Here is a 13,625-nt window from a genome sequence, read left to right as displayed (position 1 = left end):
ACCGCGCGCCTCCTCCGTTCCCTGCGTTCCGGCACCCGGCGAGCGTAGATCTCCTCCGTTGCCCTCGCGGTCGGTAGCGGAGGATCCGGGGTCCGAAATCCGTCCGGATCGAGGGTTGCGGAGGAGATCCGGGCCGTGGTGGAGGGCATCTCCTCCGTTGTCCTCGCGGCGCCCGGGGGCGGTCAGCCCGAGTCGCGCACCCGCAGGATCGCGTCGAGGCCGCGCCGGACGGTCTCGGCGGGCCGGTCCCCCTCCATCAGCTCCAGCAGGAGTTCGCCGCAGGCCCGGCCGAACTCGCGGGGCTGGAGGTCGACGGACGTGATCGGCGGGGTGTGGAACTCCATGATGAGACTGTCCACGCCCGAGACGAGCTTGATGTCGGCGCCCGGCCGCAGACCCAATGACCGGAGCAGGCCCGCGACGCGCACGGCGACCCCGTCGGCGCCGACCAGGATGGCGTCAACGCCCTGCCCCCTCGTCCAGTCCCCCAGTCGAGCAGCGAGCGTCGCGTTCTCTTCGTGGATGGTCGTGAGCAGCACGCGCGGCTCGAGCCGGCGCTCGGCGCACCAGGCGCGGTAGGCCGCCTCGAGCTCCTGCGCCCAGGCGGAGACCTGCTCCACGAGCAGCAGCCCGGGCTTCTGCGCTCCGTGGGCGACGAACCGGTCGAGCACCTCCCGGGTCGTGCGCGTGTTGGGCGACTCGACGATCCCCCACGGGTCGGGGAACCCGGGAGGCGGCGAGTCGCCGGTGACGACGGGCAGGCCCTGACCCAGGATCATCGCCGCGCCTTCGTCGTCGGAGTGCGGCTCGATGAGGATGAACCCGTCGACGGGAGGGAACGACTCGATCCGCGGACTGGTGGGGGTGCTCGGGACGATGAGGAGCGAGAGGTCGGCCTCGTGGAGCCGCTCGGTCAGGCCGAGGGTGGTCTCGGTGTAGTAGCCGAAGTGGACGGCCGACTCGGGCAGGTAGAGCCCGACCGCGCCCGCGCGGGACTGGCGCAGCGCGCGGCCCAGCCGGTTGATGCGGTAGCCGGACTCCTTGGCGATGGCGAGGACCCGCGCGCGCGTCTCTTCCGAGACGCCCTTTTTGCCGTTCAGGGCGAGGGAGACGGCGGCCGCGGAGATGCCCGCGCGCTCGGCGATGTCGGCCAGCGTTGTGGTCGGCATCGTCGCTCCTCTCCTCCGCTGGACGGCCCGGGCGGCGGGTGTCGGGCCCCGATTGCATCCGGGCTCCATCGCATTGTATAGTCCCAGATTAATCGATCAAGTTCTTAATCGATTCAGTTCGGATTCCCCGAGCGATTTCCTCCTTCGCCGCGCAGGTGCGGCGACGAAGAGATGGGTGGCACGTGGCAGTGGAGCTCGACCTCGCGTTCGTCGACGGCATGGTCTTCGACGGCCTCTCGGATGCGCCGCAGCGCCTCGACGTCGGCGTCGCCGGCGGCCGCATCGCCGCTCTCGGTGCGGATGTCGCCGCGGGCATCACCGAGCGCACCCGTGTCGTCGACCTCACCGGCCGCCTCCTGCTCCCCGGGCTCATCGACTCCCACGTGCACCCCGTAGAAGCCGGCGTCGAGCGGCTCAACTGCGACCTCTCGTCCGGCTGGAACCGGGAGGACTACCTCCGCATCATCCGCGAGTACGCGGACGCGAACCCCGAGCGCGAGTGGATCGTCGGCGGCGGCTGGCAGCAGGCCGCCTTCGAGGGCGGCGCGCCGCTCGCTGCCGACCTCGACGCGATCTGCCCCGACCGCCCGATGGTCATCTCCAACCGCGACCACCACAGCGCGTGGGTCAACTCCGAGGCGCTCCGCCGCGCCGGCATCGACCGCGACACCCCGGACCCGGTCGACGGCCGCATCGAGCGCGACGCCGATGGCACCCCCACCGGCACACTCCACGAGGGCGCGCGGATGCTCGCCCTGCGCCTCGCGCCGCACGCCACCGCGGAGGAGCAGTACGCCGGCCTCCTCGAAGCCCAGCGCCACCTCCACTCGTTCGGCATCACCGGCTGGCAGGACGCCCTCATCGGCGACTACGGCAACCACTCCGCCGCCATCGTCGACGCCTACCAGCGCGCGATGGACGAGGATGTTCTGCGCGCCCGCGTCAACGGCGCGATCTGGTGGGAGCGGGAGCGCGGCGAGGAGCAGATCGCCCGCATCGAGGCGCTGCGCGAACGGTTCCAGGACGAGCGGTTCCGCATCACGACGGTCAAGGTGATGCAGGACGGCATCGTCGAGAACCGCACCGCCGCCATGATCGAGCCCTACCTCCACCGCTGCGGCCCGGGCGAGGTGCACGACGACGGCATCTCGTTCGTCGACCCCGACCTCCTGGCCGGCTACGTCTCGCGCCTCGACGCCCTGGGGTTCCAGGTGCACTTCCACGCGATCGGCGACCGCGGCGTGCGGGAGTCGCTGGATGCCGTGGAGGCCGCGCGCGCGGCGAACGGCGATAGCGGCGTGACCCATCACATCGCCCACCTGCAGGTCGTGCACCCCGACGACCGCGCGCGGTTCGCCTCCCTCGGCGTCGCCGCGAACATCCAGCCGCTCTGGGCGTGCTACGACCCGCAGATGGTCGAGCTCAACGTGCCGCTGCTCGGCGCCGAGCGCACCACGACCCAGTACCCCTTCGCCTCGCTCCTCGCCGGCGGCGCGAACCTCTGCGCCGGCTCGGACTGGCCGGTCACGAGCCCGGACCCGTGGCTCGGCATCCACGTCGCGGTCAACCGCCGGATGCCCGCGTGGCACCCGGATCACAACACCGAGGCGTTCCTCCCGAGCGAGGCCCTGCGCCTCGCCGACGCCCTGCGCGCCTACACCCACGGCGCCGCACGCATCAACGGCCGCGACGACCTCACCGGGTCGATCGCGGTGGGCAACTGGGCCGATCTGGCCGTCGTCGACCGCGACCCGTTCGCCCACCCGGCGGACACGATCGCCGACACCCGCACCATCGAGACCTTCGTCGCCGGGGAGTCCGTGTACGCGGCCGTCCCCGCCGCGATCTGACGGTCGCGCCCCGCACAGCACACCCCCAAGGAGACAGCACCATGAGAAATCGCACCCTCACCGTCCTCGCCGTGGCCGCCGTCGCCGCCGTGCTCACCGGCTGCTCCAGCGGCGCCGCGGGCAGCGCGGACCGGCAGACCGCCCTCACCGACCTGAAGATCGAGAAGAGCTCCGCCGCGGCCGAGCTGCTGCCCGCCGACATCCAGAAGGCCGGCAAGCTCGTCATCGGCGTCGACCCGACCTACGCGCCCAACGAGTTCAAGGACAAGAACGGCGACCCCATCGGCTGGGAGATCGACCTGATCGATGCCGTCGCCGCGAAGCTCGGCGTGAAGACCGACTACCGTGTCGCCAAGTTCGACAACATCGTCCCGAGCATCCTCGGCGAGAAGTACGACATGGGCCTCGGCGGGTACTACGACACCAAGAAGCGGGAAGAGACGCTCGACATGGTCGACTTCTTCACCGCCGGCAACCAGTTCGCCTCCCCCTCCGCCAAACCGATCACCGACGAGCTGGACGTCTGCGGCCTGAAGGTCGCTGTGCAGAACGGCGGATCCGCGCCGCTCGTCTACCTGCCCGAGGTCGACAAGAAGTGCGAGGCGGCCGGCAAGGAGAAGGTCACGCAGCTCGGCTACGACACGCAGGACGACGCGACCGCGGCCGTCACGCTCGGGCGCGCGGACGCGATGGTCGCCGACTCCCCCGTCATCGGCTACGCCGCGAAGCTCAGCAAGGGCAAGCTCGTCACCTCGCCGATCTACGACTCCCTGCTGTCGGGCACCCCGGTGAAGAAGGACCGCGGCGACTTCGCCAAGGCCATCCTCGCCGCGCTGCAGGACCTGCAGAAGGACGGCAGCTACACGAAGATCCTCACCTTCTGGGGCGTGGAGAACGGCGCCCTCGACACCATGCAGATCAATGGCGCGACCGAATAGCGCCTCCGGCGCCGGTCTCCACCCGGTGACCGGCGCCCCGGCGATCCGCTCGACCCCGGTGCGCCACCCGTGGCGTGCCGTCGCCGGCGTGGTCATCATTCTCGCGATCGTCCTCTTCGTCATCGACGCCGGCCGGCGGGAGGCCTATGACTGGAGCGCGTTCGCGGAGTACCTCTTCGACCCGCGCATCGTGCAGGCCGCCGGCGTGACGCTCCTGCTCACGGTGCTGTCGATGGTCATCGCCGTGCTGCTCGGTGTGCTGCTGGCGGTCATGCGCCAGAGTCCGAACCCCATCCTGCGCTGGGCGTCCGGCGTGTTCATCTGGATCTTCCGCGGCACCCCGGTCTACGTGCAGCTCGTCTTCTGGGGACTCCTCTCGACGATCTACCGGACCATCGAGATCGGCATCCCGTTCCAGCAGCCCTGGCTCGTCTTCGAGAGCATCGACCTGTTCGACGTGTTCTGGATCGCCGTGTTCGGTCTCGCGCTCAACGAGGCCGCCTACATGGCCGAGATCGTGCGCGCCGGCCTGCTCTCGGTCGACCTCGGGCAGAAGGAGGCGTCGACCGCCCTCGGCCTCACCCGGTCGCAGATGATGCGCAAGATCGTGCTGCCGCAGGCGATGCGCGTGATCATCCCTCCGACCGGCAACGAGGTCATCTCGATGCTGAAGACCACGTCCCTCGTCACGGCCGTGCCGTTCAGCCTCGATCTCTACACCCGCTCGCGCGACATCTCGGCGGAGACGCTCAACCCCATCCCCCTGCTCCTGGTGGCGTCGGTCTGGTACCTGGCGTTCACCTCGCTGATGATGATCGGCCAGCACTTCTTGGAGCGGCGATTCGCCCGCGGCTTCGACCAGCGCAGCGGCGAGCACCTCCCCGAGCCGATGCCCGAGACGGCGGCGGTCGGCGCGACGGGTGCGGACCCGTCGGCCCCTCCGGCTCCCCCCACTCAGACGGAAGGAGCGGGACGATGACCGACACCGCGAGCGGCGCCCGGCCGATGGTCCGGGCCGAGGAGGTCCACAAGGCCTACGGCAACCACCACGTGCTCAAGGGCGTCTCGCTCGACGTTCACCAGGGCGAGGTGGTCTGCGTGATCGGGCCCTCCGGCTCCGGCAAGTCGACCTTCCTGCGCTGCATCAACCATCTCGAGAGCATCGACGGTGGACGCATCCTGGTCGACGGCTCCCTGATCGGGTACCGCCAGGCGGGAGACCGGCTGCACGACCTCAAGCCCAAGGAGGCCGCGGCGCAGCGCCGGGACATCGGGATGGTGTTCCAGCGGTTCAACCTGTTCCCCCACCTCTCGGTGCTCGAGAACGTGACGACCGCCCCGATCATGGTCGGCGGGCAGAAGCCCGAGCAGGCCGCCGCCCGTGCCCGTGAGTTGCTCGACCGGGTCGGCCTGGGTGCCAAGGCCAACGCCTATCCCGGGCAGCTCTCCGGCGGTCAGCAGCAGCGCGTGGCGATCGCGCGCGCGCTGGCGATGGACCCGAAGCTCATGCTGTTCGACGAGCCGACCTCCGCACTCGACCCGGAGCTCGTCGGCGAGGTGCTCGACGTCATGAAGGGGCTCGCCCAGTCGGGCATGACGATGGTCGTCGTCACCCACGAGATCGGCTTCGCCCGGGAGGTCGGCGACACCCTCGTCTTCATGGACGGCGGCGTTGTGGTCGAGTCGGGTGACCCGCGCGCGATGATCGCCGACCCGCAGCACCAGCGCACCCGCGCATTCCTCTCACACGTGCTCTGACGCCGCCATCCGTTCCGGACTTCTGCACGCTCGCGCACCGCGTGTCGCGTACGCAAGTCCGGAACGGATGGCGTCGTGCTACTTCGCGGACTCGGCGCGCAGCTTCGCGATCTCGTAAAGGGTGACGCTGACGGCGATGCCCGCGTTGAGGGACTCCGTCGCGTCGCTGATCGGGATGGAGACGACGGCGTCGCAGGTCTCGGTGACGAGGCGGGACAGGCCCTTGCCCTCGCTGCCGACGACGATGACGACCGGCCGGTCGGCGAACGACAGGCCGGGCAGCGAGACGTCGCCGCCGCCGTCGAGACCGAGGACGAAGACACCCGCCTGCTTGTACGCCTTGAGCGTCTGGGTCAGGTTGGCGGCCATCGCGACGGGCGTGCGGGCGGCGGCACCGGCGGAGGTCTTCCACGCGGAGGCGGTCATGCCGACCGACCGGCGCTGCGGCACGATGACGCCCTGGCCGCCGAACGCGGCGGTCGAGCGGATGATCGCGCCGAGGTTGCGCGGGTCGGTGATGCCGTCGAGGGCCACGAACAGCGGCGTCTCACCCTTGCGCAGGGTGAGATCCAGCAGCTCACCCGGGTGCGCGTACTCGTACGGCGGCACCTTGAGCGCGACGCCCTGGTGCACGGCATCGCGGCCGGCGAGGCGGTCGAGCTCGGGGCGCATGATCTCCAGCACCGGGATGCCGCGGCCGGTCGCGATGGAGAGGATCTCCTTCATCCGGTCGTCCATCTCCACACGCGCGGCGATGTACAGCGTCGTGGCCGGGATGCGCGCGCGCAGAGCCTCGAGCACGGAGTTGCGGCCGGTGACGATCTCGCTCTCGTCTCCAGACTTGGCGCGACGTGCAGCGCCGGAGGCACCGCGCGGTGCGGCGTCACGACCGCCGCGCCCCGCCTGCTTGGCCGCGGCGCGCTCGCGCAGCACCTTGGCCTTGTGCGCGACGTGGTACTCGCGGTCCTCCGCCTTCGGCGTCGGGCCCTTGCCCTCGAGCGCCCGGCGCCCGTTGCCGCCGCTGCCGACCTGGGCGCCCTTGCGCCCCTTCCTCACGGCGCCGCCGCGGGACTTGCCACCCGAACTCTTCATGCTTCGATACTCCAATGCGACCCCGTCGGGGTGTCTTCGATGGTGATGCCCGCGCCGATCAGCTCGTCGCGGATGCGGTCGGCAGAGGCGAAGTCGCGCGCCTGCCGGGCGGCCTGACGGTCGTCGAGCAGTCGCGAGACGAGCTGGCCGAGCGCCGCGTCGGCGGCGGACGAGCCCGAACGGCTCCACTGCGGGGACAGCGGGTTGATGCCCAGGACCTCGGTCATCGCGAGGGCCTGACCGCGCGCGGATGCGGCGGCCTCCAAGTCTTCCGCATCCAGCGCCGCGTTTCCTGAGCGCACGGTGTCGTGCAGCACGGCGAGCGCCTGCGGCACGGCGAGGTCGTCGTCCATCGCCGCGGCGAACGCGTCGGGGACGACCTCGGCGCCGCTGCCGGCGAAGCGGGTGCCGGCGAGCCGGCGGTCGACGCGCTCGAAGAAGCCGGCGATGCGGTCGAGGGCCGCCTCCGCCTCGGCGAGCGAACCGTCGTGGAAGTCGATGGTGGAGCGGTAGTGCGCCGAGCCGAGGTAGTAGCGGACGACGAGCGGGCGCGCGGCGCCGAGCAGGTCGGCCGCGTAGACCGAGTTGCCGAGCGACTTGCTCATCTTCTGCCCGTTGACGTGCACCAGGCCGTTGTGCACCCAGTAGTTGGCGAAGGCGTCGCCCGCCGCGGTCGACTGGGCCAGCTCGTTCTCGTGGTGCGGGAAGCGCAGGTCGAGGCCGCCGCCGTGGATGTCGAACTGCGGTCCGAGGTAGCGCCGCGACATCGCGGAGCACTCGATGTGCCAGCCCGGACGTCCGTCGCCCCACGGGGAGGGGAAGGCCGCCGACTCGGGCTCGTCCGCCTTGCGGCCCTTCCAGAGGGCGAAGTCGCGCGGGTCGCGCTTGTCGCGCGGGTCGGCGTCGGCCGCCGCCTCCATGTTGTCGATGCTCTGCCGGGTGAGCTCGCCGTACGCGGCCCAGCTCTTCACGTCGAAGTAGACGTCGCCGGAACCGTCGGCGGCGGCGTACGCGTGCCCGCGCTCGATCAGCCGCGCGATGAGCTGCTGCATCTGCGGGATGCTGGCGGTCGCACGCGGCTCGTACGTCGGCGGCTGCACGCCGAGCGCCGTGTAGCCGGCGGTGAACTCCAGCTCGAAGCGGTAGGCCAGCGCCCACCACTCCTCGCTGCTGCCCTCGGCCTGCGCCGCGGCGGCGTTGATCAGGATCTTGTCGTCGATGTCGGTGACGTTGCGCACGAGGGTGACGTCGAGCCCGCGATAGGTGAGCCAGCGGCGCAGCTGGTCGTAGACCAGGGCCGAACGCAGGTGCCCGATGTGCGGCGACGACTGGACGGTGGGACCGCACACGTACATCCCCACGGCGCCGGGGCGGAGGGGGACGAAGTCGCGCAGGGCGCCGGCCTTCGTGTCGTAGAGTCGCAGAGTCACGGCATACAGCCTACGGGCCGCGCGCCTCCGCCGCTCAGCGCGGGAGCAGCAGGGCGGTCGCGAAGACGGCGACGCCCTCCCCGCGGCCGGTGAAGCCGAGACCGTCGGTGGTCGTCGCACTGACCGCGACCGGGGCTCCGAGCACCGCCGAGAGCACCTCCTGCGCCTCCGCCCGCCGGGGCGAGAAGATCGGTCGGTTGCCGACGATCTGCGCGGCGACGTTGCCGATCCGGTAGCCGACCTCCTCGACGAGGCGGCGGGTCTCGGCCAGGAAGACCTCGCCGCGCGCGTCGGCGAAGCGCGGGTCGCCGGTTCCGAAGACGCTGCCGATGTCGCCCAGGCCTGCCGCCGACAGCAGAGCGTCGACGATGGCGTGCGCGACCGCGTCGCCGTCGCTGTGCCCGGCGAGGCCGCGCTCGCCCGGCCAGTGCAAGCCGGCGAGCCAGAGCTCGGCGTCGGCGTCGAACGCGTGGGTGTCGCTGCCGAACCCGGTGCGCGGGGCGGCGGAGGCGCCGAGCAGCTCTTCGGCCCGGCGCAGATCCCACGCCGTGGTGATCTTGAACGCGTGCGCGTCGCCCGGCACGACGGAGACGGGATGGCCCGCTGCGGCGACGAGTCCGGCGTCGTCGGTCTCGTCCCGCTCGGCGGCGGCGTACGCGGCCAGCAGCTGGTCGCGCGGGAAGCCCTGGGGGGTCTGGATGGCCGAGAGCGCCGAGCGGTCGACCGTCTCGTGCACCGCGCCGTCGCCCGAGACGCGCTTGATCGTGTCGCTCACCGGCAGACCGGGGATGATGCCGTGCCCGGTCGCGCGGACCGCGGAGACGACGGCGTCGAAGAGGGAGGGCGGGGTCAGGGCGCGCGCGGCGTCGTGGACGAGCACGATATCCGCACTCGGCACCAGGGCGGCGAGCCCCGCGGCGACGGACTGCTGCCGGGTGTCCCCGCCGGCCACGACCACGACCGGCGCGAGATCGCCGAGCGTCGCGTCGGCGAGCGCCCGTGCCTCGTCCACCCGTTCGCGCGGCGCGACCACGATCGTCTGCACCGGCTCGGCCAGGCCGCGCACGGCGGCGAGCGAGCGCTCGAGCAGGGTCCGGCCGGCCAGCCGGACGAACGCCTTGGGGAGCCCGGCGCCCAGCCGGGTGCCGCTCCCGGCGGCGACGACGACGACGGCCACGCGAGGGTCCGGGATGCTGCTGTTCACCCCACGAGACTACCGGGACGCCCCTGCCGCCCGGCGTGGGCCGGACGGCAGGGGCGCCGGGAGGGGTCAGGCCGCGCGGCGGCGTCGTCCCCGGATCAGCAGCGCCGTCGCGCCGCCCCCGATCAGGAGGAGCGCCAGTGCCGCGGCCGCGACCGGGAGCGTGCTGCCCGTGTCGGCGAGGCCGCCGGCGGCCGCCGCGCCTCCACCGGTCGCACCGGTCGTGCCGGTCGCCTCGATCACGACGCCGATGCTCCACAGCTCACCGGCCGCCGTGCGGACGACGAGTCGGTGGGAGCCGGCCGTCGCATCCACCGGGATGGTGCCGAGCAGGGTGACCGCCCGGCCGTCGCCGACCGCGGACGCAATCGTGACCGGCGTCGAGTGGAACTCGAGCGCGTACTCCGTCCCGACCACCGTCGGGTCGACCGCGACGGTCACGGCATCCCCCGGCTTCAGTGTCGCTCCGTCGGTCAGCGCGTGTCCGGCGGCGTCCGTCACTCCCGAGACGGTTGCGACCGGGTCGGGTGCCTTGGCCCCCACCACCACCGTGTTCGAGGCGATCGTGGCGGGCGCGAACCCGTCCGCGGTCGCCGTGACGGAGACGCTCAGCGGCAGTCCCTCGTCCGCGGGCTGCGGCGTGTAGGAGGCTGCAGCCGCGTCGGTCACGACCGCGACGCCGTCCACCAGCCAGGTGTACCGCAGGGTCGCCCCCGCGGGATCCGTCGACGGAGTCGCCGTCACCGGCTCGGCGACACGAGCGCCGGCGAGGTCGGGCACCATGAGCACGATCTCCCGCGCCAACGTCACCGTGTAGGTGCTCGTCGCGGAACCGTCCTCACTGGTGACGACGACGGAGCCGACGTAGCCGTTGGTCGCGGAGGGCTGGGTGACGACGGTCTTCGCCTTGGCGTCCACCGGCACGGCCGCGACCTGCGGAACGGCCGCCCCGCGGGTCGCGACGGTGTAACCGGTGGTGCCGGTCGCGAACCCGGCGACCGGGTCGCCGCCGACGCTGAGCGCGGCGAGGCCGGCGACGGTTCCCGCGCCCGCGGTCCGGGCGTAGATCTGCACCTCGGCGATCGTCATGTGCGTGTTGGCGTACGCGGTCATCACGATCCGCACCTTCGAGGTGTTCACGCCGCCGAGCGCGACGTCGACGATCGGCGCCGTCCCGTCGGCCGGGATCGGCACGGCGGTCGGCGAGCCCGGAGCGTCGAGCCAGTTGCCGGAGGCGTCCGCGTACTGGACGGTGATCTGGCTCGGCCAGCTCGTGGTCGAACCGTCCTTGTAGGCGTAGAGCGTGACGTGGTTCACCGTCTGCGTGCCGCCCAGGTCGTACGTGAGCGTGCTCGAGGTCGGCTTGTTCGTCGACACCCAGTTCGACCAGCCCTTGTCGGCGAGGTTGCCGTTGCGGGTGTTGTCGGCGGAGTAGCCGGACTCGGTGGAGGTCGCGGTCGCCTTCGTCGTGGTGTCGACGGCGACGTTGCGCTCCGACGGGGTGGTGACGATCAGCGACAGGGTCGCCGGGAGCGCCGGAGCCGCCGGGTCGTTGGACGCCGCGGTCCCCGGGACCGTCACGACGCCGGGGTTCGCGAGCGTCGCATCCGTGACGCCGCTCCAGTCCCAGGTCACGGCGGCATCATGCGTCGCACCGGAGGCTCCGACGTGGGCGGGCACCGTGGCGGGGGCCGCCGCGCGAACCGTTGCCGCGGACGCGCCCGCGAACGTGGTGAGCGACACCGGGTCCGTGCGGCTGTAGCCGCCGACATCCACCGTCGCGATCGCGGAGTCGAAGGCCTGGCCGTAGAGGTCGGTCCCGGAGCCGTGCACCGTGATCGTGCCCGGCGTGCTCCAATCGATGCCGGCCGTGTTCCAGGTGACCAGGACGGGCGAACCCGCACCGCCGCGGTAGACCGGGACCACCGTCGACGGGAGAGCCGGAGCAGTCCCCGCGAGGGTCGCGACGGCGACCGGCTGCACCGAGACGAGCGCCGTGTCCTGGAGCGTCCAGAGCTGGTTCGCGCCCGTATTCGATCCGTAGACGCCGACCGGGGCGTTCTCGGCGGTCGACTGACCGCCCACGTCGAGCACCGAGCCGGCGGCGACGCTCAGGAGGCTGTACCGCGCGCCGTCGACGGTGGACAGCATCCACTGCGCCGACGCGTCGGTCGCGGCCGCACCGTCCGCGAGCGCCTTCACGGCGGTCCCGGCGGAGGTCGCCGTGAGGTACCGGCCGGAGCCGTCCTGCAGGGTGTAGCGCTCGGTGTTCGCCGCGCCGGACGTCAGCTTGCGCACGGTCCACGCCTGGGTGGAGGCCGCCGACGCCGTGGTCGCGGACGAGGTGATGGTCGCGGTGCCGGTGGCGCTGCCCGTCAGGTTCTTCCCGCTCTGCACGCCGCGCAGCTGGTAGGAGTGGCCGTCCTGCAGCGGGACGGCCGTCTCGGCGACACCGTGCACGCCGCGCACGACGAGGGTGGTGACCGACTTCGCCGGCACCGTGACGCGGGCGGATTTCGCCCCCGCGTCGACCGGGATCGCCGCCTTCTCCACCAGGGCGTTCGCCGTCGGATCGCTGGCGGGCGACTCGGTGGTGACGATCGGGGTGACCGTCGCACCGGCGTCGACGACGCCGAACTTCGTGAGGTCGAGAGTGAGGTCCTCGGGCGTGGTGCCGGCGTTCGTGTGGACGAGCGTGACCGTCGTGCCGTCCGCACCGAGGGCGGTCGTGGTCGCGGTGTTCGTCGACGGGATGATGTGGTCGCCCGGGCGGATGTAGTGCGTGAAGTTGCGCACGGTGTTGTACTTGGCGTTCGTCACGACCTTGCACGACGGGTCCGCGTCGCCGTCGGCGAGACGGCGCACCGAGTTCCCGTCGGCGTTGCAGTCGAAGTCGATGTCGATGCTGCCCCAGTTGAGCTTCTCGACCTTCTGCATGTTGTAGTAGTCCTCGACCGGCTGCCAGAAGACCCAGGCGCTCGGCTCGAGCTCGCGCAGGTCGTCCGTGATGTGCGTCGCCATGCCGATGCCGTTGTTGATGTTGGTCTGGTTGTTGACGCCGGTGCCGTCCCAGTCGCCCTCGACCTCGCTCATCCAGAGGTCCTTGCCGTTGGCCTTCGCGACGTCGCGCACCTGGGTGCGGCCGCTCGTCCCGTAGGTGTGCACGTTGAGCTGGTCGACGGCCGCCTTCGACTGCTGCGACCAGCCGTTCCAGTCGGTGATGAAGGTGGAGGGGTTGGTCTCGTCCATCGCCGAGATGCTGGCGTCGGTGGTCGTCCCGCTCTTCGCGAGCTCGGCCTGCAGCGCCTTGATCACCGTGTCCTGCAGCGCGGGCCCGATGTGGGCGCCCTCCTGGCCGCCCTTCTTCGGCCAGCCGGTCGCGGAGTCGATGGTCGTGCCCCAGTAGTTCGTGTTCGGCTCGTTGAACGGGTCGATGGTGTCGAAGCTGATCCCGCTGGTCTGCTCGATGTGCTGCACGACCGTCTTCAGGTACGTGACGTAGTCCGAGACGCTCGAGGTCTTCAGCTGGTCGCTCGAGGCGTTGAAGTTGCCGGAGACGTAGCCGCTGTTGGTCATGAAGTACGGCGGGGAATTGCTGAACGCCTCCCACTTCGTGATCTTGTCCTTCAGCGCGTCGATCCACCAGCGCTGGGTCGCATCGGCGGTGAAGTCGTAGGAGGCGGGGTCGTCCGCATCCCAGGCCGCGGCGAGGCGGTCGCGGTCGGCGTAGGTGCTCGTGATGGCGCCCTGGGCGTCTGTGGCGGTCACGTCCGGGTTCCACCAGCCGTCGACGGCGCCGCCGGCCCGCAGGTAGGAAGGCACGTCGGTGGCGTTGCCGCCGCCGATGTTGTACCGAGCGATGTTGAGGTTGAGCCCGTCACTGCCGAAGACCTTGTCGAACAGGTCCTGGCGCACGGCCTCGGGATACCCGCCGGTCGCGTTCGCGAACCAGACGAGGCTGGTGCCCCAGCCCTCGAACGCGGCGTTCTGATAGGCGGGGTTCGGAGTGATGCTGACCGCGGTGGCGGTGGCTGCTGCGGCGGGGTTCGGAGGAGCCGGGATGCTGACCACGCTTCCGGCCGCGGCGAGGGAGCCGACGGCGAAAGAGGCGAGCAGCAGCCGTCGAAGACGTGACGACACTGTCAGGTGACCTTTCGATTCTGGTGATGTTGACGTCAACATGTTTA

At 71.4% G+C, this 13,625-nt stretch carries 9 protein-coding genes; 4 read left to right on the top strand and 5 right to left on the bottom strand.

Annotated elements, in window-relative coordinates:
- Positions 1–182: 182 nt before the first annotated feature.
- The gene (locus HNR14_RS14070) at positions 183–1,169 is read right to left on the bottom strand and encodes a LacI family DNA-binding transcriptional regulator (protein ID WP_179701530.1); all 987 of its coding nucleotides are present in this window, start codon (positions 1,167–1,169) and stop codon (positions 183–185) included.
- Between the two features lie 182 nt (positions 1,170–1,351).
- Between HNR14_RS14070 and HNR14_RS14065 the strand changes: the two genes are divergently transcribed.
- From HNR14_RS14065 to HNR14_RS14050, 4 genes are read left to right on the top strand one after another with little or no spacing between them, the layout of a single operon-like run.
- Positions 1,352–3,019 (top strand): amidohydrolase family protein, encoded by a 1,668-nt coding sequence (locus HNR14_RS14065; protein ID WP_179701529.1) that lies wholly within the window; start codon positions 1,352–1,354, stop codon positions 3,017–3,019.
- Between the two features lie 41 nt (positions 3,020–3,060).
- Positions 3,061–3,957: an ABC transporter substrate-binding protein gene (locus HNR14_RS14060; RefSeq protein ID WP_179701528.1), complete on the top strand. Its 897-nt coding sequence runs from the start codon at positions 3,061–3,063 to the stop codon at positions 3,955–3,957.
- Positions 3,941–4,936 carry an amino acid ABC transporter permease gene (locus HNR14_RS14055; protein WP_179701527.1) on the top strand — a complete coding sequence of 332 codons (996 nt, stop codon included), beginning with the start codon at positions 3,941–3,943 and terminating at the stop codon, positions 4,934–4,936. The genes HNR14_RS14060 and HNR14_RS14055 overlap by 17 nt, the downstream gene beginning before the upstream one ends.
- A complete protein-coding gene (locus tag HNR14_RS14050; RefSeq protein WP_281371292.1) occupies positions 4,933–5,715 on the top strand; it encodes an amino acid ABC transporter ATP-binding protein in 783 nt (260 codons plus the stop codon). Before HNR14_RS14055 ends, HNR14_RS14050 begins: the two co-directional genes overlap by 4 nt.
- A gap of 78 nt (positions 5,716–5,793) precedes the next feature.
- On the opposite strand, the gene rlmB is transcribed toward HNR14_RS14050, so the two are convergent.
- The 4 genes from rlmB to HNR14_RS14030 all read right to left on the bottom strand — a co-directional run bounded on the left by rlmB (position 5,794) and on the right by HNR14_RS14030 (position 13,578).
- Positions 5,794–6,807, bottom strand: a complete 1,014-nt coding sequence (gene rlmB, locus HNR14_RS14045) for a 23S rRNA (guanosine(2251)-2'-O)-methyltransferase RlmB (protein WP_179701526.1) — start codon at positions 6,805–6,807, stop codon at positions 5,794–5,796.
- Positions 6,804–8,237, bottom strand: a complete 1,434-nt coding sequence (gene cysS, locus HNR14_RS14040; RefSeq protein ID WP_179701525.1) for a cysteine--tRNA ligase — start codon at positions 8,235–8,237, stop codon at positions 6,804–6,806. Before cysS ends, rlmB begins: the two co-directional genes overlap by 4 nt.
- Positions 8,238–8,271: 34 nt before the next feature.
- Positions 8,272–9,441, bottom strand: coding sequence for a 2-C-methyl-D-erythritol 4-phosphate cytidylyltransferase (ispD, locus tag HNR14_RS14035; protein ID WP_179701524.1), 1,170 nt, complete (start codon positions 9,439–9,441; stop codon positions 8,272–8,274).
- 66 nt (positions 9,442–9,507) lie between these two features.
- Positions 9,508–13,578 (bottom strand): glycoside hydrolase, encoded by a 4,071-nt coding sequence (locus tag HNR14_RS14030; RefSeq protein WP_218875048.1) that lies wholly within the window; start codon positions 13,576–13,578, stop codon positions 9,508–9,510.
- Between the last annotated feature and the right edge of the window lie 47 nt (positions 13,579–13,625).

This window comes from Leifsonia naganoensis (assembly GCF_013410615.1).
Classification (GTDB): domain Bacteria; phylum Actinomycetota; class Actinomycetes; order Actinomycetales; family Microbacteriaceae; genus Leifsonia; species Leifsonia aquatica.
Note: the sequence above shows the minus strand (reverse complement) of the source record. Positions and strands in the feature narration are given on the sequence as shown.

Coding starts and splice junctions, on each gene's coding strand:
- HNR14_RS14060 (WP_179701528.1), top strand. CDS start 3,061: ATGAGAAATCGCACCCTCACCGTCCTCGCCGTGGCCGCCGTCGCCGCC.
- HNR14_RS14055 (WP_179701527.1), top strand. CDS start 3,941: ATGGCGCGACCGAATAGCGCCTCCGGCGCCGGTCTCCACCCGGTGACC.
- rlmB (WP_179701526.1), bottom strand. CDS start 6,807: ATGAAGAGTTCGGGTGGCAAGTCCCGCGGCGGCGCCGTGAGGAAGGGG.
- HNR14_RS14050 (WP_281371292.1), top strand. CDS start 4,933: ATGACCGACACCGCGAGCGGCGCCCGGCCGATGGTCCGGGCCGAGGAG.
- HNR14_RS14070 (WP_179701530.1), bottom strand. CDS start 1,169: ATGCCGACCACAACGCTGGCCGACATCGCCGAGCGCGCGGGCATCTCC.